19 protein-coding genes and 1 tRNA gene are annotated in these 20,023 nt (G+C 73.5%); 9 read left to right on the forward strand and 11 right to left on the reverse strand.

The annotated features are described in order from the left end of the window. Positions 1-27 precede the first annotated feature (27 nt). Positions 28-687: a maleylpyruvate isomerase N-terminal domain-containing protein gene (locus OG386_RS04770; protein WP_328786896.1), complete on the forward strand. Its 660-nt coding sequence runs from the start codon at positions 28-30 to the stop codon at positions 685-687. A 220-nt stretch (positions 688-907) separates the two neighbouring features. Next, positions 908-1,639 carry a hypothetical protein gene (locus OG386_RS04775; RefSeq protein WP_328786897.1) on the forward strand — a complete coding sequence of 244 codons (732 nt, stop codon included), beginning with the start codon at positions 908-910 and terminating at the stop codon, positions 1,637-1,639. Between the two features lie 136 nt (positions 1,640-1,775). Here OG386_RS04775 and OG386_RS04780 read toward each other — a convergent pair whose 3' ends face one another. Together OG386_RS04780 and OG386_RS04785 are read right to left on the reverse strand one after the other, a co-directional pair. After that, positions 1,776-2,987: a glycosyltransferase gene (locus OG386_RS04780; RefSeq protein WP_328786898.1), complete on the reverse strand. Its 1,212-nt coding sequence runs from the start codon at positions 2,985-2,987 to the stop codon at positions 1,776-1,778. Further along, the gene (locus OG386_RS04785; RefSeq protein ID WP_328786899.1) at positions 2,950-3,786 is read right to left on the reverse strand and encodes a MerR family transcriptional regulator; all 837 of its coding nucleotides are present in this window, start codon (positions 3,784-3,786) and stop codon (positions 2,950-2,952) included. Before OG386_RS04785 ends, OG386_RS04780 begins: the two co-directional genes overlap by 38 nt. 176 nt (positions 3,787-3,962) lie before the next feature. Here OG386_RS04785 and OG386_RS04790 point away from each other — a divergent pair, with 176 nt between their 5' ends. Further along, a complete protein-coding gene (locus OG386_RS04790) occupies positions 3,963-5,759 on the forward strand; it encodes a WG repeat-containing protein (RefSeq protein ID WP_328786900.1) in 1,797 nt (598 codons plus the stop codon). A gap of 236 nt (positions 5,760-5,995) precedes the next feature. Here OG386_RS04790 and OG386_RS04795 read toward each other — a convergent pair whose 3' ends face one another. The 4 genes from OG386_RS04795 to OG386_RS04810 form a co-directional block, all read right to left on the reverse strand. Further along, positions 5,996-6,736 (reverse strand): PhoX family protein, encoded by a 741-nt coding sequence (locus tag OG386_RS04795; RefSeq protein WP_328786901.1) that lies wholly within the window; start codon positions 6,734-6,736, stop codon positions 5,996-5,998. Between the two features lie 357 nt (positions 6,737-7,093). Continuing rightward, positions 7,094-7,639, reverse strand: a complete 546-nt coding sequence (locus tag OG386_RS04800; RefSeq protein WP_328786902.1) for a hypothetical protein — start codon at positions 7,637-7,639, stop codon at positions 7,094-7,096. Between the two features lie 240 nt (positions 7,640-7,879). Continuing rightward, entirely contained in the window at positions 7,880-8,503 is a 624-nt protein-coding gene (locus OG386_RS04805; protein ID WP_328786903.1) for an RICIN domain-containing protein, read from the reverse strand. Between the two features lie 239 nt (positions 8,504-8,742). Continuing rightward, complete coding sequence (locus tag OG386_RS04810; RefSeq protein WP_328786904.1) at positions 8,743-9,636, reverse strand: SCO6745 family protein; 894 nt, start codon at positions 9,634-9,636, stop codon at positions 8,743-8,745. 171 nt (positions 9,637-9,807) lie between these two features. Between OG386_RS04810 and OG386_RS04815 the strand changes: the two genes are divergently transcribed. Continuing rightward, a complete protein-coding gene (locus OG386_RS04815; protein WP_328786905.1) occupies positions 9,808-11,457 on the forward strand; it encodes a N,N-dimethylformamidase beta subunit family domain-containing protein in 1,650 nt (549 codons plus the stop codon). Positions 11,458-11,625: 168 nt separating this feature from the next. Further along, a complete protein-coding gene (locus tag OG386_RS04820) occupies positions 11,626-12,024 on the forward strand; it encodes a VOC family protein (RefSeq protein ID WP_328786906.1) in 399 nt (132 codons plus the stop codon). Positions 12,025-12,049: 25 nt separating this feature from the next. On the opposite strand, the gene OG386_RS04825 is transcribed toward OG386_RS04820, so the two are convergent. Continuing rightward, a complete protein-coding gene (locus OG386_RS04825; protein ID WP_328786907.1) occupies positions 12,050-12,658 on the reverse strand; it encodes a HEAT repeat domain-containing protein in 609 nt (202 codons plus the stop codon). Next, positions 12,659-13,567: a hypothetical protein gene (locus tag OG386_RS04830; protein ID WP_328786908.1), complete on the reverse strand. Its 909-nt coding sequence runs from the start codon at positions 13,565-13,567 to the stop codon at positions 12,659-12,661. It abuts the gene before it with no gap. Positions 13,568-13,758: 191 nt separating this feature from the next. On the opposite strand from OG386_RS04830, the gene OG386_RS04835 reads away from it, so the two are divergent. After that, the gene (locus OG386_RS04835) at positions 13,759-14,544 is read left to right on the forward strand and encodes a tRNA(His) guanylyltransferase Thg1 family protein (protein WP_328786909.1); all 786 of its coding nucleotides are present in this window, start codon (positions 13,759-13,761) and stop codon (positions 14,542-14,544) included. An 86-nt stretch (positions 14,545-14,630) separates the two neighbouring features. On the opposite strand, the gene OG386_RS04840 is transcribed toward OG386_RS04835, so the two are convergent. Beyond that, a tRNA-Trp gene (locus tag OG386_RS04840) sits at positions 14,631-14,704 on the reverse strand. Positions 14,705-15,025: 321 nt separating this feature from the next. Between OG386_RS04840 and OG386_RS04845 the strand changes: the two genes are divergently transcribed. The 3 genes from OG386_RS04845 to OG386_RS04855 all read left to right on the forward strand — a co-directional run bounded on the left by OG386_RS04845 (position 15,026) and on the right by OG386_RS04855 (position 18,247). Beyond that, complete coding sequence (locus OG386_RS04845; protein ID WP_328786910.1) at positions 15,026-15,526, forward strand: hypothetical protein; 501 nt, start codon at positions 15,026-15,028, stop codon at positions 15,524-15,526. A gap of 108 nt (positions 15,527-15,634) precedes the next feature. Then, positions 15,635-16,960 carry a glycoside hydrolase family 18 protein gene (locus OG386_RS04850; protein ID WP_328786911.1) on the forward strand — a complete coding sequence of 442 codons (1,326 nt, stop codon included), beginning with the start codon at positions 15,635-15,637 and terminating at the stop codon, positions 16,958-16,960. An 81-nt stretch (positions 16,961-17,041) separates the two neighbouring features. Beyond that, on the forward strand, positions 17,042-18,247 hold the full coding sequence (locus tag OG386_RS04855; RefSeq protein ID WP_328786912.1) for a serpin family protein: 1,206 nt from the start codon (positions 17,042-17,044) through the stop codon (positions 18,245-18,247). On the opposite strand, the gene OG386_RS04860 is transcribed toward OG386_RS04855, so the two are convergent. Then, positions 18,244-19,236, reverse strand: coding sequence for a sugar kinase (locus OG386_RS04860; RefSeq protein WP_328786913.1), 993 nt, complete (start codon positions 19,234-19,236; stop codon positions 18,244-18,246). The genes OG386_RS04855 and OG386_RS04860 overlap by 4 nt on opposite strands. 2 nt (positions 19,237-19,238) lie before the next feature. Then, positions 19,239-19,892 carry a bifunctional 4-hydroxy-2-oxoglutarate aldolase/2-dehydro-3-deoxy-phosphogluconate aldolase gene (locus tag OG386_RS04865; protein ID WP_328786914.1) on the reverse strand — a complete coding sequence of 218 codons (654 nt, stop codon included), beginning with the start codon at positions 19,890-19,892 and terminating at the stop codon, positions 19,239-19,241. Positions 19,893-20,023: the final 131 nt, after the last annotated feature.

The raw sequence follows: 20,023 nt of genomic DNA on the forward strand, positions 1-20,023 counted from the left end.
GCGGCGGCGCCGCACTACGGTGAGGGTGTGGATCTTTTCACCCGTTCCTGGACGGCCTTGCGCACGGCGGTCGCCGAGATCCCGGACCCGGACTTCGCACGGCCGTCGGGCTGCGCCGGCTGGCTCGTACGGGACCTCGTGTGCCACCTGGTCATCGATGCCCAGGACGTCCTGATCACCCTCGCCACCCCCGCCGCGACGGAGCCGACCGTCGACGCGGTGACCTACTGGCACGTCGCGGACCGGCCACCGACCGGCGAGGACCCGCTCGAAGCGCTCACCGTGCGGCTGGCCGCCGCGTACGGGGACCCGCACCTGCTCCGGTTCCACCTCGACGACGTCGGCTCCGCCGCCGGCCGCGCCGCCGAACTCGCCGACCCGAGGACCCGGGTGGGCACCCGCGACGAGGTCCTCACCGTGAGGGACTACCTCGGCGCGTACGTCCTGGAGTGGACGCTGCACCACCTCGACCTGATCGCCCACCTCCCGGACGCGCGGACCCGGCCGCCCGAGGAGAGCCTGGCCCGCTCCCGCGCCATGCTGGAGCAGCTCGCCGGGGCGGCGTTCCCCGCGTCGTTCACCGACCGGGACGCGCTCCTGGTCGGCACCGGCCGCAGCGCACCCACCGACGCGCAGCGGGCCGAACTGCGCGACGTGGCGGTGAGGCTCCCGCTCGTCCTGAGCTGAGCCGCCCCCGCCGCACAGAGGAGCCGGGCCGGGCCTGGTCAAGGGGGCTGAGCGCCCGCCAGGCGATCGAGGCGCTCGTTCCGCTGAACGGATGCAGTCGTCGAGCATCGGAACGTCCGCAGGGATCACAGCGGCCCCATCCCTCGTTGAACCGTCAAACGGTGCGCTCGCCACTAGCGCACCGCACCGCACCGCTGGCCCCTGGGATGAGGAGAATCCGATGCATGCCGCCGAGGAGAACCGGCAGGAGCTGGACTCGGTCAGCGTCCTGAACGCGAAGAGGACGCTGCTCCAGCTGCTCGGTCGGGCGGGGGTCGCCGCCGACGATGCGGAGGGCCTGATCGCCCTGGTCGAGGCGGGCGCCTTGGCCGGCGCGTGCGAGGAGGTCGGCGCGCTCGGGGGGTCCGCCCCGGGGGACAAGGGCGAGCCGTACGAGTCGGGCTGGCTGGACGGTGCCCGTGCCGTCACCGACGAGCTCGGCGCGATCGCCGAACGGGCACTGGGGCAAACCGTCGGCCCCGACCGACCGAGCGCCGCCCCGGCCGACCGGCCACCGGTCGGGCGCATGGAGGTGGAGCAGGCGAAGGCAGCCGTCACCCCCCTCTACCTCACCTTCACCGCCGTCTCCGACCTCGACCCCGAGGTCACCGAGGAGGTGCTCCGTGCCGTCCTCGCCACGATGACCCCCCGCCAGAGGGCCCGGTACGCCGGCCGGCTGGCGGATTTCGCCGCAGCGCACCGGGCCCGTCTGGAGCGGTTGTACGTGGAGTACGGGCCCGGCAGCGCCACCGCCATCCACGGCCGCTACTCCCTCCTGCACTCCGCCACCAGCGTCGCGGTGCTGGAGCGGCTCGCCACGCCAGCGGCCGCGCTGCGGGAGGAGTGGGAGGCCGCCGAGCTGCCACCCGCCTGGCTGGACGGTCCGAAGAGGGCCTGGGACGCGGTGGGCTGACATCGCCGGCGCGAGCCTCGGCGCGTATGAGATCCGCCGACAGCCCCGGCCCTGCTGAGGGGTGGTACGCCGCCGAGCGCGGCCCGGGCTGCCCGGGCGGCGAAGGCGAATGCCACCGGACGGAAACGGCGCCCGGTCACTGCGCTAGCCGTCGGACCGCCGTCACGACGCTGGCCTCTGCCTCCTCTGCCGACATGTGGTGCGCGGCGACCGCGGCCGCCTTCGCGTACGACGGCTCTCGTACGGCAGCAGTGAGCGCGTCGGCGAGGGCTTCGGGAGTCAAGGAGCGGAAGGGGATCGGGGTCGGCGCTGCGCCGATCGCGGTGAGCCGGGCGGCCCAGAAGGGCTGGTCAGCGGCGACCGGTACCGTGACGGATGGGACCCCGGCGCGCACTGCCGCCGCCGTGGTGCCGGCTCCGGCGTGGTGGACGACGGCGGCCAGCCGCGGGAACAGCAGGGCGTGCGGTACGTCGCCGATGGTCAGGACATCGTCCCCGTCGGCGGCGAGCCCGGCGCTGCCCGACTGGAGGATCCCCCGCAGTCCGGCTCTCCGCAGGGCACCTACGGCGATCTCGCTCAGGCGGTCCCCGTGGCCGGCGGCCATGCTGCCGAAGCCGACCAGCACCGGTGGCGGTCCGGCAGCCAGGAAGTCCTCCAGGTCCGCGGGCAGCCGACGGCCGGCATCGACGTACGGCCACCAGGAGCCGGTCACGGTCAGATGGGCCGCCCAGTCGGACGGGCGGGGTACCAGCGCCGTGCTGAAGCCGTGCAGGACGGGCCAGCCGGCTTCGTCCTGCCGCCGGCGCATCCGTGCGGCAGTCAGCGTCGGCAGGTCAAGGCGTTCGCGCAGCCGTGCCACCGCCGGCTCGAAGACCCGGTCGGTCATCCGCAGGGCGAACCGTCCGGCGGCGCGGTGGCCGAACCGTCCCAGCGAGCGGGTTCCCATCAAGGTCGGGGCGAAGTCGCCGGTCGGGGCGGTGGGCTGCAGGTACACGCCCGTGCTCGGTATCCCGGTGGCTTCGGTGAGGTGCCAGCCGAGCGGAGCGGTGGTGGCCGACAGCAGGAGCAGGTCCGTGCCGTTGCTGACGGCATCGGCGAACCCCTCGCCCAGGTCCGCGATGAACGCGCTGGCGGCCCGCAGCAGTTCGCGCTTCCCCTGGACGTCACCGTGCGCCCGTGGATCGGCGGGCAGTGGTCGGAACTCCAGCCCGGCTTCCCCGGCAAGGGGTGCGAACGACTCCGTGGCGGCGAGTGCGACCTCGTGTCCGGCGTCGCGGAGGGCGGCGCCCAGGCCGGTATAGGGTGCGACATCACCGCGTGATCCGGCCGTGGCGATCAGGATTCTCATCGGTGTTCCTTACACGTGGTTCTTCGATGTGGATGTGGCGCAACGCGTTGGCGCGTACCGCTTGGGCCAGGTAGGCGGCCAGGCCGGGACGTTGCCGCGAGGGCGGCACGACGAGGGCGAAGGCGCGAGGATCGGCGGCGAAGTCGTCCGCGATCCGCCGGTGCATCTGTGGCGGGCAGGGCGTGAACCAGCGGGACACGTGCAGCCGATGTTCCTCGGCGATGTCCATGGCCCGTTCACCGTCGCCGGGCTCGCCGTCGTCGTAGGCGGCGAGCAGGTCCGCCCGCCATGCGGCGGCCTCGGCCATCAGCCGCCGCCAGTCCTCCTTGGTGTGGGCGGAGGCCCGCGCCATCGCCTCCCGGTGTCCGTTCGAGTCCCGCCACTTCGATTGGGCGTCGGTGGCGTAGGTGAGGTCGAAGGCGACCTCACCGAAGACCTCGAAGCGTTCCTCGGGCGTCAAGGACACCCCGGTCTGCTGGACCTCGATCGCCCGCTCGGCCACCTCGGCCAGGCGCTGCAGTCGGGTGATCTCCTCCGTCAGTTGCCGCTGCCGGGTCCGCAGGTGCTCCAGCGCGCTGGCTTGCGGGTTCGCGAGGATCTCGGCGATCGCGTCCAGCGGGAAGCCCAGTTCGCGGTAGAAGAGGATCTGCTGGAGCCGCGCCAGGTCGGCGTCGTCGTAGCGGCGGTACCCGGCCCGGCTGCGGTCGCCGGGCGAGAGCAGCCCTGCCTTGTCGTAGTGGTGGAGCGTGCGCACGGTCACCCCGGCGAAGGCCGAGACCTGACCCACGGTATAGCCCATGGACCGCCCTTTCGTTCGTCTACAGCCTCAAGCCTGACGTAAGGGGAGGGTCAAGCCGTGATCTCGAGACGCCTGGAGCCGGTGGCGCGGGGGCGCTCTAGCATGGGCCCCTCCTGATCATCCCCGGGCCGCGCAGCCGGTGACGCTGCCTCGGCCCCCGTGCGAGGAGCCGCACCATGCCGTCCAGCACCACCGCCCCGCCGCCCTACGTCGTTCCCTGCGCGGGGCCGGGCGGTTCCGGGACGCGGTACGCCCTCGTCGGCGCCGACGGACGGCTGGTGCGGGCGCCGGACCTGAGCGCGGTCGGGGCGTTCCACCCGGACGGCCGGGGCGGGTTCGTCGCCCCCGCCGCCGACCCGGAGGGCCGGTGCGGCTACCTCGACCACCGCGGTGTGTGGCTGGCCGAACCGGCGCTGCCCTACACCGAGGTGTTCGAGGAGACCGGGCTCTCCCGGTTCCGGGCGGAGGACGGCCGCTGGGGCTACGCCGGGACGGACGGCACACCCGTCATACCGGCCACCCTGACGGAGGCCCACGTGTTCCGCCACGGCCTGGCCGCCGCCCGCACCGATGACGGGACGGGCTACATCGACGCCACGGGCCGCTTCGTGATACGCCCGCAGCACGCAGGGGCGGGAGTGTTCGCGTCGAACGGGCTCGCCGGCGTGCGGATGGCCGAAGGCGGGCCCTGCGGCTACATCGACCGCACGGGCCGCACGGTCATCGAGCCGCGGTTCGACGGAGCACGGCCCTTCGGACCCGACGGCGCGGCGCCCGTGCGGGTGGGCGAGCTGTGGGGCCTGATCGACGAGAAGGGGGAGTGGATCGTCGAGCCGTCCTTCCGGATGCTCAACCCCTTCGGCGCGAACGGCCTCGCCTACGTCCTCGGCGGCACCGTCGGCGACCACTTCCGGGGCTTCCTGAACGCCCGCGGCGAGCTGGTGATCAAGTCGGAGGGCAACCGGCTCTCCGAGGACTTCCGGTGCGGGCTGGTGCGTTTCGACAACGGCTACGCGCACGGCTACCTCGACGCCGCCGGCGAGGAGGTCATCGAGCAGGAGTACGAGTGGGCGGAGGACTTCGACGGCGCGGGGGCCGCGGTGGCCCACTACCTCGAACCCCTGGACGAGGACGACCCCGAGGAGGCCCGCGCGGCGGCCGCCGACCGCCCCTCCGGGCGGGCGTGGGGCGTCCTGCGCTCAGACGGCCGGTTCATCCCCGTCCACCATCCGGAGCCCCTCACCGACGCCGGGGGCTGGGTTCTCGGATTCGGCTACGGGACCGGACTCGCCGCGTTCGTCACCCGCGACGGCGGGGTGGCCCACGTGGACCGCGACGGCATGGACGTCTGCCGGGTCGAGGCCACCGCGGACGGTGCCGCCCTGCGCCTGGTGGACCGGGCCGGGACGACCCTGTGGGAAACCACCGGGGCCGAGGGCACCTTCGCGTCCGTGGAGCCCGCCCACTGCCAAGAGGCCCACTCGTACCTGGTCTACCCCGGTGCCCCGGAACGGGACGTCGCCGAGCTCGCGGGCGAGTTGCTCGCCGCCGATCCCCGCCCGTTCGAGCCCTGCTCGCTGATCTTCGACAGCAGGGAGGACCCGTACGAGCCCGCCGAGACCGAGGACGACCCGGACGCGGACGGCATCTGGTTCGGTGCCATGAGCGTGGTCGCGGAGACGTTTCTCTACGCCGAGCACCAGCACGACTTCTCCTTCCTCCAGGACTGGGCGAACGAACGGTTCGGTGAGATCGAGGCCGACATGATCGGCCGGCTCACCGCCCGCTTCGGCGACCCGCTCCCGGGAGCCGAGCTGTGCCTGCGCTACGGCGACGGCGAGTCGTCCACCGTGTGGCAGGTCGGCGCACAGCAGCTGGTCCTTCAGTCCTACGTCCTGGTCGGCGACGGGGACGTGGAGATCCAGCTCTGGCTCGCCGCCGTCGCGCCGTCCGACGAGGACGCGCAGCCGTAGCCGTAGCCGTAGCCACCGGCCGTACCGGCGCGGTCTGCGCCGTGCGCTGCCTTGGTGGGCCGCGAGGCACGGGCCCCTCGCCCGCACGCCGTCCCGGGCAGCCGGATCCTTCCTCGGGTGCACGGAACGGAGTACGGGCGGCGCGGTCAGAACTTGCTCAGGTTGAGCGCGTTCTGCAGGTCCTTGACGGTGGCGGGACCCCACGCACCGTCGACGGCCAGACCGGCGCCGGTCATCTACGTGCCCCAAGGGGTCACCCCGTAGGCGCTGTTGCCCAGTGTGCCGGCGTGGGCCGTACCGGTGCGCAGCGCCGGGTGACCGGACCCCACCGGGCCGGAGAAGTTCACCGGGGTCGTGCCGGTGATGCGGACGTTGCGCGGCGAGTCGCCGATGTCCCAGGTGCCGCCGCTCTCGCGCACCTCGACCACGCTCAGCCCCTGCGCGGCCAGGGACTTGTCGACCTTCTCGCGTGTCAGGGCCGCGCCGCCGTCCCGGTGGAGCAGCGTGGCGTCCGTGGCCTCGTGGTTGACGACGAGCGTCCCGCGCTGGCTGCCCCGGGGGCCGTCGTCGTACGGGAAGAAGTGCAGCCCGCTGTGGTGCGAGCCGATCTGGCGGGCCTGGTCGGCGGAGCTGTTGCCGCCGTTAACCAGCCACGCAGGCCCACCGGAGTACAGGGGCCGGCCCCACGGCGCCAGGGTCTGCACCGTGTGGCCGGGCGGTACGGTCACCGCGTCCGTGGTCGCGGTCGGCACCGCGGCGAAGCCGAGGAGGCCCTTCGGCTCCCGGCCGGCGGGCGGCGGCGCCGGGGTGGCGGCTGCGGTGGCGGCCCGGGCGGTGGGGGTGCCGAAGCCGAGGAAGGCCACGAGGGCGGCCGTGCCGCCGGCCACGACCTGACGGCGGGAGGGCGAGGAGGCCACGACCTCCTCGAACGGCGGGGCCCCCGCCGACTCGGGGTGGGGAGGAACCAGATCTGCCATGTGTGTGCCACCAAATGGGGAAGGCTCGGCCGCTGCGCCGCCGCGGCCGGGATACGGAGGACGGGTGCCACCGGCGACATCGGCTGCCGGGGCCCGTGGCACCGAACCTAGGGCGAGACGCCGCCCGTTCCGTCCGTCCAGCCGTCCCGGGACGCCCCGAACCGCATCTCGGGACGGCGTTTTGCGGGTGACCCGGGGGGCGCGGGGGTGCCTACCGTGGCGGACTTCTGCGGAACGCGACGCCCCGGCCGGATGCGCCCTGTTCCGGCCCGCCGTTCCGGGGTACTGGCGCTGGACACCGGCGGACCGTTCGATCGCTGGTCTGGCGGGTACGCCCGGCCAGTCCTCGTGAGGGCTTCACCGGCGTCGGCCGAGAAGGGCGGCCTGCTCCTTCTTGAGTCGCGCGAAGCGCGTCGTGGTGTACTCCTTCAGCTCCGGTCCCGGGAACTGGATGACGGACTTGTATGTGCCGAACTCGCCGCATGCCCAGCGCGCTGCGGTGATCTCGTAGCCGGAGACGTGGGCGCACAGGTCAAGCAGGACCGACGGCACCTCCTCCTCGATGAGGAGGTCGGCCTTGGTGACGACCACGTCACGCATCTTCTGGATGTTGGGCAGGAAGACGGTCGTGGCCCAGGTGCGCCACTCGGCGATCTCCTCCTCGGTGGGGGGTATGTCGTGGTCGAAGGGGTGGACCCCATCAGGGCGGACGTATCTCTCGCAGAACGCCTCGTAGGCACGGCTATTGGCCTCCATGAGCGCGAAGAGCGGGCCGTAGAAGTCGCTCAGCTGCTGGTTCACTCGGGCGAGCCGGGCCTGTCGCTGCGCGAGCCTCAGCCCGTTGAGGTACGTCGCCAGGTAGCCGGCGAAGGCCAGACTGACGGTCAAGATCACTGTGTTCACGAGGGGATGCTAGGCCCGCCCCTTTCAGACCGTCCGACCGTTGGTTCCGTCATCCGGCCGGACGCGGTCCTTGCTGACAAGGCTGGGCCAAGACGGTCGTTGAATCCTCGTCACGAGCCCCGACGCGGTCGGCGACATCATGGCCCCGTGCGGAGGCTGGTAGCGCGCCATCCGCGTCCCTGCTGGTGGGAAGTCGTCGCTTCCCACCAGCACGACGAGCGACCCGGTGAACCCCTGCGGTCACGTGTCGGCCCAGACGTCCCACCATTGCTGCGACTGGAAGTTCTTCTGCCACAGCTGGATGCGGGCTCCGTTGCCCACGACGTTCGCGTCGCGGTCCATGACGATGTTGCCGCCGCTGTAGAAGCGTGCGTTGTAGATCGCACGGTCGCCCGACGGGTGGGACCAGCTCTGCTGCGGGCTGTTGTTGCAGTCCCAGATCTGCACCTTGGTGCCGTTGCGGCCGCCGCCGCCCAGGTCTGCGTCCAGGCACTTGCCGGGGAAGCGGTAGCTCTCCAGCGCGCCGTTGTTCCAGAGGTACCAACGCTGCTGGGAGGTCCCGTTGCATTGCCAGACCTGGACGACCGTGCCGTTGCCGCCGCCGTTCGCGTCCACGTCCAGACACTGGGTGGTGGGGCGTTTGGCGAAGTCGTTGGTGATCCGCACGGGTTGGTTCAGCAACCGCTGTGGTGCGGCGACCGTCACGCCCTGCGGCGGTGCGGCCCAGTACACCGGCTGGGGTCCGGCCTGGGCCGCGGGTGCAGTCACACCGGTGGCATCGGCCCCGGCGGTACCGGTCAGAGCGGCGGCGAAGGCGACGGCGGCGGCTGCGACGACCGCCGCCGATCGGGTGGTACGAGGCATGTTCTCTCCCAAGTCCTCGGGGGCATACCGGCGATGCGGCACCGGGCCGATGACGCCCGGCAGGTGCCGGCAAGCAGCTGAACACAGCCCGGCCCCTCTCTGTCAGAACGCCGATTCGGCCATGGAGGCTCGGACCGGCCCAGGTGCGCGGCGCGGGCGGTGCTGCGGCCCAGCGGTGTGACGGGCGGGCCGAGTCCGGAGAACGCGTACGTCACAGGGAGTTTCCCGCGGGCGCCGGATCAGTCCTCGTAGTCGTACTTCACCCCGATGCCCAGGGTCCCCTGGGTCGGGAGGATCCCGGCGCCGACGATGTCGAGGACCGGCGGGAGGAGGAGGTCCGCGAGCCGGGCCGCTTCCTGCGGGGTCAGCTCCGACCACGGGCCCGAGGCGAGTTCGTCGGTGAGCTTCTCGACGCGGGTGCGCAGCGTCAGCCCCGCTCCGGTGGCCGCGCCGTCCTCGGCCAGCAGACCCCGGGAGGCGAGCCGCTCGCGGGCGGCGTTCCACTCGCCCGCGGACCACTGGCGGCTCTCGAACCACGGTGCCGGCGCGGCTCCCACGCCCGACTGCAGGACCAGGGACTCGACCGGGTCGAGGTGGTGGGCCTGCAGGGCGGCGAGGTGGCCGTCCCCGCGGTGCTCGCGCAGGATCGTCGCCGCGTGCCAGAGCACGGTGTGCGGTGCCGAGGGCCAGGGCAGGGCGGCGTTGGCGGCGGCCAGCGGGCGCCCGCCGGTGGTGACGGCCTCGGCGGCGCGCCGGGCGAGCCGGGCGGCCTCGGCCAGGTCCGGTGAGGCGGTGCGCTCGCCGAGCAGGGCGTGCAGGGAGCGGTCGGCGGCGACGGCCCGGGCCGCGAGCACCCGGGCGGGCGGGGCGGTGTGCCAGGAGCGTGCGAGGTAGTGGTCCACCATGCGCGGGCTGAAGCTGTAGAAGAGGGCGTTCACGAGCCCCGCTCCGGCCGGGCCCAGCGGTGCGGCCCGGTAGGCGAAGTACATCGGCCACCGGTCGTCGGTGGCGTAGCCGAGCGCGCCGGCCTCCTCGTAGGCCTCGGGGGCGAAGTAGACGACGGCGTGGAGCGGTTCGAGCAGCTGCCACAGCTGCCGGACCGTGCCCGGTGCGTGTGCGGTGTCGTAGGTCATCTCGCGTTCCCCCGAGGTCGGTTGGTGGCCGGAACAACTGGGGGTCAGCCTAGGCCGTCTCCTTCGGATCTTGCCGGGCCGGCCAGATCCGAAAGAGACGACGTGGGGGGTGTCCGTCGAGCAGCCAGGCCGGTGGAGGTCTGGGCCAGAGCATCACATAGCGTGCACTCCATGCATCAGATGTACTCGGCCGGACCCGGATCGGACGGCGAAGACGCAGGCAGGCGGCGCTTCCTCGCGATCGCGACGGGGGCGGCCACGGCTGCGGGGTTCGGGGTCCTGGCCGGTTGCGCGAACGGCGACGGCGACCGTACCGGCGAATCCGGATCCGGGACGGCGCCGCGATCCGCGGCGGCGTCGGAGTCCGCCGCGCCGGGCAAGAGGCCGCCGGCGGCCGCGGCGCGGGGTCTCGACGTCAAGGCCGAGAACGCCCGCCCGGGCCACGCCGACTGGCCGGTGGACAAGGCCGGCCCGGCGCGGGCCATCGAGGGGTTCGCGGACAAGGTCAGCGTCCTGCCCGGCGAGTCCTTCGGGCTGCACGTGTCGACGACCGCACCCCGGTTCACCGTCTCCGCCTACCGGATGGGCTGGTACGGCGGGGCCCGGGCGCGGCTGGTGTGGCGCTCCGAGGCCCTGCCCGGGGTCCGGCAGCCGGAGCACACGGTGGACGCCGCGACCAGGATGGTCCGCACCCGGTGGACCCGTACCGCCACGGTCGAGACGAAGGACTGGCCGGAGGGCAGCTACCTGCTGCGGCTGGACGCGCAGGGCGGCGAGGGCCGGCGGTTCGTGCCGATCACCGTGCGGTCCGCGGTGACCGCCGGTCGTACGGTCGTGGTCAACGCGGTAACCACCTGGCAGGCGTACAACCGGTGGGGCGGCTACGGCAGCTACGACGGCCCAAGCGGCGGCTTCGCCTCCCGCTCGCTCGCCGTGAGCTTCGACCGGCCGTACGAGTACGACGACGGCGCGGGCCTGTTCCTGGTCTACGAGGCCCCGCTGATCGCGCTGGCCGAGCGGCTCGGCATACCCCTCGCCTACACGACCACCACCGACGTGGCACGGGAGAAGCGGCTCCTGGAGGGAGCGGCGGCGGTGCTCTCGCTCGGGCACGACGAGTACTGGTCGCCGGAGCAGCGCGCCCATTTCACGGCCGCCCGCGACGCCGGCACCAACATCGCGGTCCTGGGCGCGAACTGCTGCTACCGCCGGATCCGGCTGGAGCCCTCCGACCTGGGGCCGGACCGCACGCTGGTCTGCTACAAGTCGTCCTACGAGCAGGACCCGGGCTTCAAGCGCGGCCAGCCCGCGACGGTGGACTTCCGCTCCGTGCCCGGTGCGGACCCGGAGAGCTCGCTGCTCGGCGTGATCTACGACGGCTACCCGGTGGACGCCCCGTACGTGGTCACCAACCCCGGGCACTGGCTCTTCGAGGGCACCGGGGCGCAGGCGGGCGAACGTTTCGAGCACCTGGTCGGGGTCGAGTACGACAAGGTGGACACCAGCTTCCCGACGCCCCGGCCGATCGAGATCCTGGCCCACTCCCCCGTGGTGTGCGAGGGGCGACCCAGCCACCAGGACACGGCCTACTACACGGTGGCGAGCGGGGCGGGGGTGTTCGCGACCGGCACGATGCGGTGGGTGGAGGCCCTCGACGCGACCGGCGACGGCCGCAGCGGACGCAACCACGGTCTGGACGCGCGCTCGGGAGCGCTGACCACCCGGGTGACGGAGAACCTCCTGCGGGTGTTCGCGGCGGGACCGGCCGGACGGACGCACCCGGCGCAGGACAACGTCAAGGCGGTGTACGGGCGTTCGTGAGCCGATGGGCACGGCCGGGCAGCGGGCGGGCAGCGGGCGGGTCCGGGTCGAAGAAGGTGGACTTCGCCCGAACGGGGTGTTTAGGATCGTGATCACGGCATCGCGTGTCGGTCACCGACCGGGTGAGGCATGGAGGTGCCGTGACGTGCCTTTCGGAGGCATTCACTCATGTCCGTCCATCTGAACCACACGATCGTCCACTCCCGTGACAACCGGGAGTCCGCCACCTTCCTGGCCCATGTCCTCGGCCTGGAGGTCGGGACCGAGTGGGGACCCTTCATCCCCGTGGAGACCGGGAACGGCGTCACCCTGGACTTCGCGACCGTCCCGGCCGATTCCATGACCCCGCAGCACTACGCGTTCCTCCTCTCGGAGGAGGAGTTCGACGTGGCGTTCGAGAAGATCCGGTCGGCGCGGGCCCCGTACTTCGCCGACCCGCACGGCCGGCACCCCGGCGAGATCAACCACAACGACGGTGGCCGCGGGGTGTACTTCACGGACCCGAGCGGCCACGTAATGGAGATCATCACGCGCCCGTACGGCTACCAGGAGCCGGGCGCCGCGTAGCCCTCGGCCGGGCCGACGGTCCCTCTCACGGCCCCGGGGCGGTCATCCGGTCCATGACGGCCACCGGGAGCGCCGGGTTCCTGGCCGCGGCCCCCGCCGTGTCCTCGTCGTCGAGCAGTGCGACGAGGACGGGTACGGGCACCCGTGGGTGCCGCGCCGCCATCGCGCGCACCCCGCCGTCCGGATCGTCGAGCATCCGTACCACCGAGTCCGGCGACAGCCGGGGGTCGGTGGCGGCGCGCAGCCGCACCTCGGCGTCCTCGTCCCCGCTGAACCGTTCCACCAGAGCGGGCGTCGAGTCCGGGTCGTCGAGGGCCAGTTGCCGCAGCCGCGGGTGCGGGTGGTCGGCGTACCGGAGCAGGTCGCGCCGCGGGAAGTTCGGGTGCCCGTAGGGCCGGTCGGGGGTGGAGTAGCTCCCGTTCCACCACTGCCACACCTCCAGCAGCACGTCCGCCGGAGCATCGTCGCACCGCTCGGCGAGGAAGAGCCGTACGACCCGGTCCTCGTCCCGGGCCAGCCGCTCCACCACGTCCGGCGGCAGCCGCCGGGCCGTCGCGACGCTGCTGCGCAGCAGGAGGTGCGCAGAGGCCGCGAGGCGGCGCACGGCCTCCTCGTCCTCGTGCAGTGCCACCACTCACGCGATCGGATGCCGCGTCGTCCGCGGGTCGATGGCGACCGGTACGGCGGCCCGCTGCTCCTCCGTCAGCTCGGGGCGCGTGGACACGGCGAGGCGTACGTCTTCCTCGGGATCGGCGGCGAGTACGGCGACCAGATCGGGGTCCAGGTAGGGGTTGCGGGCCAGGTTCCGGCGCAGCCGGGGGTCCGCGTCAACGCAGAGCCGCAGGGCGAGGTCGCGATCCAGCCGGTGACCCTCGACGAGGTGGCCCGCCCCGTGCGCGGCGTCGTAGAACTCCGCCGTGAGCGGCACCTCCTCGTGCCGGGCGAGCGTGACCGCGGTCCGCACGGCGGGGTCGGGGTCCGCCATCAGCCGTGCGCGGGTCCCTTCGTCGAGGTCCCGCCAGCCGGCTTCGCACGCAGCGGCCCGCACCCGCGGGAGCGGATCCGCCAGCAGGGCGACGCGCAGCGGGAGGGGCAGTGCGGGCAGCATCAAGGCCAGCTCCTCCCGGACCGGACCGAAGGGGTCCGCGGCCAGCGTCCCGTACGCCTCCCGCGTCAGCCCCCGCCCGGCCATGGCCGCGGCCTGGAGCACCAGCTCGCGCCGGGCACCGCTGGATTCGCCGAGCACCAGCCGTGACCACTGGGCGGCGCAGAGCCCGCGGGATGCGGGCCATTCGGCGAGCCGGCCGCGGACCCGCCGGTCCGGGTGGTCGACCGCGGCGTCGAGGACGGCGGACGGCAGGTCGCGCCGCGCCAGGACGTACGGGGCCATGTCCAGGTCCAACAGCCGGATCCGGACGCGGTCCGGTGCGGCCGCGTTGAGGCTCAGCCCTTGGAACCAGGCTTGCCGCAGCCCCGGCCCGGCTTCCGGCCCCCAGTCCCGGTCCGGCCACCGGTCGTCGCAGTGTCGTACGTCTGTCCCCATCCGAAGGACGGTAGACGATGCTCGGCGTACCCGTGCCCGGGTGCCCGTGTCCGGGTGCCCGTGTCCGGGTGCACCTCGGCGCGGGTCCGTACCCCGGACACCCGCGGCGGTGGACGACCCCGGAGGATGTCCTCGTGAGCCGCGCCGACCGCGTCCGTGCGGGCGGCGGGGCGTCGAGGGAGGGACACGCCATGTCGGACAACACCCCGCTGGGTGATCGGATGAAGCGCTACGAGGCGGTGCACCGTGCGGTCCTGCCGCGCCGCACCTACACGCTGCTGCGGGTGGACGGCCGCGCCTTCCACACCTACATGCGCGGCGCGGCCCGGCCGTTCGACGAGGCCTTCATGGCCGACATGGACGCCGTCGCCGAGGCTCTCTGCGCGGAGATCGCCGGAGCGCAGTTCTCGTACGCCCAGTCCGACGAGATCAGCGTCCTCTACACCGACTTCGACAGTCCGGGCACCGAGCCCTGGTTCGGCGGCGTGGTCGCCAAACAGCTGTCGGTCGCCGCGTCGCTGGCCACGGCCGTCCTGAACGAACGCCGGCCGGGCAAGCGCGCCTTGTTCGACGCCCGCCTGTTCACGATCTCCGATCCGATCGAGGTCGCGAACTACTTCTTGTGGCGGCAGCGGGACGCCGTGCGCAACAGCATCAGCATGGCCGCGCAGGCGCACTTCCCCCACGAGCGCCTCCAGGGCGTCTCCTCCGGCGGCCTGCAGGAACTGCTGTGGTCGCAGGCCGGGGTCAACTGGAGCGAGTACCCGGACGGCTGCAAGCGGGGGCGGGTCGCCGTACGCCTGACCGGTGAACGGGAGACGGCCTACGTCGACCGGCGCACGGGCCGGGAGGAAACCACCACCGCGGTCCGCTCCTGGTGGGAAACCTCGGCCGCGCCGCACTTCACCACGAGCGCCGAGGGCTGGCTGGCCGCCACGATCCCGATGATGCCGAGCTTCGCGCCGGCCGCCGTCTGATGGCGGCCGGTCCGGGGAAACGGCGACGCCCGGCCGGGAGTCGTGCTCTCGGCCGGGCGTTCTCGACGAGCGTGCCGTCGGTGTTGCAGGGGCGGCAGGATTCGAACCTGCGGCCTTCGGTTTTGGAGACCGGCGCTCTGACCAGCTGAGCTACACCCCTTCGGTGGGACCAACCATGACACGAACGGGCCCGGAGATCCAATCAATTCCTCGCCCGACCGGGTACGAGTCCTTCCCCGGAGTAGGTTCTGACGGTGGGCCACGCGCCGATCACCAGAGGACTCGCCCGGAACGAGGCCCTGGTCCTGCCGGGCCTCCCCTCCGACGACACCGACGCCGACAGCGCCGACGCCGACGCCTGTGGGCAAGACGCCCCCGTGCGGCCCCGAGGGCGGCGACGCAGCGCCGGGCGGGCGCGGGTGGCGAGCCCGCGGGGTGTGGAGGATCGTGGTGAGGGGACCCGTGGAGCGGAGGTTCCGTCATGCCCCGAAGTCGACGACCGGGGCGGGTGCGGGGCTCGCTCCTCGCGCTCGCGCTCCTCGCGCCCGCCCTGCTGGGCGCGGCCCCGGGCGGCTCGGGCGAGACGATCTCCCTCTCCGGGAACGGGCCCGGCCAGCGGCTCGACGTCACGTTGACGCAGGTGGTGGACCCGGCGACCCCCGCAGGTCCGGAGCCCACCGGGAGCGACCGGCTCGTCGCGACGCGCTTCCGCCTGGAGAACACCGGGACCGCCGTCTACCAGGACTCCCCCGCACCGGCCGCGCACCTACTGGACTCCGCCGGGCAGCGGTACACCGGCGACGACGCCCCCACCACCGCCGGGCCGGCCTTCCCCGAGACCGTCACCCTCGATCCCGGCGGCGCGGCGGAGGGCTTCATCACCTTCCGGCTCCCGGCGGACGCCGAGCCGGCCGCGGTCCAGTTCGCCCTGAACACCGGCCTCTCCGACGACGTCGGCCAGTGGAGCCTGCCGCTCCCGTAGCGGGCGGGTTTCGGCCGCCCTCTTGACCGCTCTGGTCCAGACCAATAGTTTCCGGCATGCACAGCGCACGCGCACACGCCCCGCTCCCCGCATCCGCAAAGGAAGCCCATGCGCCGCAGCATGCTCGGCAGGCTCGCCGTCGCCGCCTGCTCCCTCTCCCTGCTGACCGCCTTCGCGCCCGCCGCCGCCGCGCAGGCCGACGGCAGCCACGACCGTCCGTACAAGAAGGTCGGCTACTTCACCCAATGGGGTGTCTACGGACGGGACTTCCAGGTCCAGGACCTGGAGGCGAACGGCTCCGCCGGCAAGCTCACCCACATCAACTACGCCTTCGGCAACGTCAGTCCGCAGGGCAAGTGCTTCACCGGAAACGTGCCCGGCGAGGCCGACGCGTGGGCCGACTACGTGCGCCCCCTCGACGCGGCGAACTCCGTCGACGGGGTGGCCGACACCGGCGAGCAGCCCCTCGCCGGCAACTTCAACCAGCTGCGCGAGCTCAAGGCCAAGCACCCCGGCCTCAAGGTGCTGATCTCGTTGGGCGGCTGGAGCTGGTCCACGCACTTCTCGGACGCCGCGCTCACCCCGGCTTCCCGCAAGGCCTTCGTCCGGTCCTGCATCGACCTCTACATCAAGGGCGACCTCCCCCAGGACGGCGCCCGCGGCGGAGCCGGAGCGGCCGCCGGCGTGTTCGACGGGATCGACCTCGACTGGGAGTGGCCCGGCTCCGCGGGTGACACCGACACGAAGTACCGGCCCGAGGACAAGCAGAACTTCACCGCGCTCGTGAAGGAGTTCCGCACGCAGCTCGACGCGTACGCGCGGAGCCAGAAGAAGAAGACCGCGTACGAACTGACCGCCTTCGTCCCGACCGCCCCGGCCAAGATCGACGCGGGCTTCGACGTCCGCCGGATCATGCGCGACCTCGACTTCGTGACCCTGCAGGGCTACGACTTCCACGTCTCCGGCGAGCCGAGGACCGCCCAGCAGTCCGCGCTCCGCGCCCGGGGCGACTTCAGCGTCGACGGGACGGTTGACGCCTGGCTCCGGCGCGGCGCGCCCGCGCACAAGCTGGTGATGGGCATGCCGTTCTACGGACAGGGCTGGACCGGCGTCAGCGGTGGCGGGGACGGCATGGGGCAGCCGGCCACGGGCCCGGCACCGGCCACCTGGTCCGCCGGGTACGAGGACTACAAGGTGCTGAAGAAGCTGGCCGACTCCGGCACCTACACGCTCCACCGGGACCGGCGCGGCGGCCACGCCTGGCTGTTCGACGGCACCACGCTGTGGACGTACGACGACCCGCAGGTGTTGCGCGCCAAGACCGGGTACGTCCGCGAACACGGCCTCGGCGGAGCGATGTTCTGGTCGCTCGACGCCGACACCGCGGACGGCGAGCTGATGACGGCCGTCGACCGGGGCCTGCGCGGCCGCTGACCGGGGCCGCACCAGACCGGCGCCGCCGGGCCGCGGAAAACCATCCGGCCCGGCGGCGTCCCTCCACGTACGCTCCCCCGCATGAGGAACTCGACGGTACGGGCGGTCAATCAGCTGACGGCGCGCTGGGCTTCGGTCGCGCACACCCCGGACGGGAACACGGGCACCGTGTTCACCGCGGCCGGGCTCTGGCCGCTGCTCGCCCTGCTCGCGGACGGCTCGGGCGGCCCGGCCCGCGCCGAACTGGCACAGGCCCTGGACATACCTGCCGAGGCCGCGGGTCCGGCCGCCCGGGAGCTGCTCGCCGCCCTGGCCGGCGTACGGGGTCTTCGGACGGCGACCGGCCTGTGGACCGGTGCCGGGCTCCCCCTGGAGGAGGACTGGTCGGCGCAGCTCCCGGCCGGCGCCCGGGGAACACTGACCGGGGACCCGGACGCCGACGCCAAGGCGCTCGACGCGTGGGCTTCGGAGCGGACCAACGGGCTGATCGAGCGCATGCCGGTGGTCCTGGACGAGGACACCCTGTTGGTCCTCGCCTCCGCGCTCACGCTGCGGCTGCGGTGGATCCAGCCGTTCGGCGAGTGGATCGGGGAGCCGCACACCGGCCCGTGGGCCGGGCGCAGCGTGCGCATGCTGCACCGCAACACCTCGCTGCTCGACCGGGTCCGGGTGGCGCACGGCCCCACCGGTGCGGTCACCCTGCTGGAGGTCGTCGGGGCGGCGGGCGTGGACGTCCACCTCGTACTGGGCGAGCCCGAAGCGCCGGCCGGTGGCACGCTCACCACCGGGATCGCCGCCGTCACGAGGGCCCTCCCCGCCACGGGAGCGAGCCTGCTCCCCGACGGGCGCCCCGGTCCGGGACTGGCGGTCGGCACGGTGGCCGCCTACTCCCCCGAACCCCAGCTGGACATCCAGACGGTGGCCTTCGACGTGCGGTCGGAGCACGACCTCCTGGACCACGCCCGGCTGTTCGGGCTGGAGACCGCCACCGACACGGATCGCGGCCACTTCCCCGGCGTCAGCTCCCGGCCGCTGGCGATCACTTCGGCCCGGCAGTCCGCGATGGCCCGGTTCGAGTCCACGGGCTTCGAGACCGCCGCCGTCACCGCCTTCGGCATCGCCGCGGGCTGCGCGCCGACGCGGCCCAGGTACCGGGCCCGCCGGGCCGAGGTGCACTTCGACAGGCCGTTCGGGTTCCTGGCCGTCCACCGGACCTCGCGGCTGGTGCTGGCGGCCGGCTGGGTCGCCGAACCCGACGCCTACGAGCCCGAGCCCGACGACTTCTAGCCCGACGCCATCCGGCCGGAGCGGCGGTGGACGGCCGCCAGCGCCGCCGTCTCGCTGAAGGCGGGCACGCGCCCGGTGCCGCCGCGGCCGGAGACCGAGAGCGAGGCCGCGGCGGTGCCGTACGCCACGGCGTCCTCGAGGGTGTCCCCGAGGACGAGCCGGGCGGTGGTGGTGCCGGTGAAGCAGTCCCCCGCACCGGTCGCGTCCACCGGCTCGGGATTGACCGGCACGGGAAGGTACGCCGCCCGCGTGCCGTCGTCCAGCAACAGCCGGTCGGCGCCCGTGGTGACCACGACCGTACGGGCGCCCAGCGCACGGCAGCGGGCGGCCGCGGCGCGCGGGTCGGCGGTGTCCACGAGGGCCCGCGCGTCGGCCGGGCAGGAGGCCTTGAGCAGCCCGGTCAGCGGCGCGATCTCCGCCAGCAGCTCCCGGGCCTCGGCCGGTCCGGTCAGTCGGGAGCGGAAGTTGGGGTCGTACGTCACGTGCCCGCCCGCCCCGTGCACCAGGCGGGCTGCGGCCCGTACGGCATCGCGGCTGCTCGGCGACAGGGCGCCGGTGATGCCGCTGGTGACGAGCGCGCCGCAGCCGGTCAGCAGGTCCCGCCAGGATGCGACGTGCCCGGGTCCCAGGGTGGATCCGGCGCTGTGCGTGCGCCAGTAGACGAACTCGCGGTCGCCGTCGGTGTCGGCGGACAGCAGGTAGGCGCCGTTGGGGCGCGGGGCGCGGCGGACGTGGGAGACGTCCACGCCGAGTGCGGCGGCCCGGTCCAACAGCGGGACGCTGAGTTCGTCGTCGCCGACCACGGCGAGCAGGGCGGTACGGGCGCCGGCGGCGGACGCGGCGGCCGCCGCGTTGAGGGCGTCCCCGGAGTAGGAGATGCGGGCCGGGGTGCCGTCGGCCGCTTCGCGCAGGGCGGTGCCCGCGTGGATCTCGACCAGGACCTCGCCGAGTACGAGCACGTCGTAGTGCGGGTCGGCTCCTCCGGCCACGGTCAGTTTCCCGCGGCGGCGTCGCAGGAGCCGCAGCACGGCGGCGCCGTACCGGCGAACACGGCGGCCAGTTCGCCCGGGTCGCACGGCAGGCCGCCGCCGATCCCGACGGCCGTCGCGCCGGCGGCGAGCCAGTCCGGGACCTCGGCGGGCCGGATGCCGCCGGTCGGGACGATCACCGCCCCGGGCAGGACGGCCCGGAGGGAGCGCACGAACCCGGGGCCGCCGACGTGCGCCGGGAAGACCTTGGCGGCTCCGGCGGCCCGGACGGCGGCGGCGATCTCGCCGGGGGTGAACCCGCCCTCGATGAACACGGCTTCACGGCGTACGGCCACCGCGCGGACCTCGGGGGCCGGGTAGGGGGAGATCAGGAAGGCGGCGCCCGCGTCGAGGGCCGTCTCCGCCTGCGCGGTGGTGGTGACCGTGCCGACGCCGATCAGCGCCGGACGGCCGTGGACGTCGTTCAGCGCGGCGGTGCGGGTCACGGCGGCCGCCCAGCCGGGGGTGGAGGTGGTGAGCTCGACGGCGCGGCAGCCGGCGGCGAGCAGGTCGGTGGTGTGGCGGACGGCCTCGTCGGCGTCGCCGTTGCGCAGCACGGGCAGCACGCGCTGGGCCGCCAGCACCGCGTAGAGGTGCTCCGACCGATCGCCGGACACGTGGCATGGCGCACGGCCGGACAGGTGGCCTGACGGGTGATCGGGCAACGGACCCTCCCCTTCGCTCCACGCACTTGTTCCACGTAGTGGAACGTCGTACCGTGTGACGGAACCATGTGGTCGAGACCCTA

This window comes from Streptomyces sp. NBC_00273 (assembly GCF_036178145.1).
GTDB lineage: Bacteria > Actinomycetota > Actinomycetes > Streptomycetales > Streptomycetaceae > Streptomyces.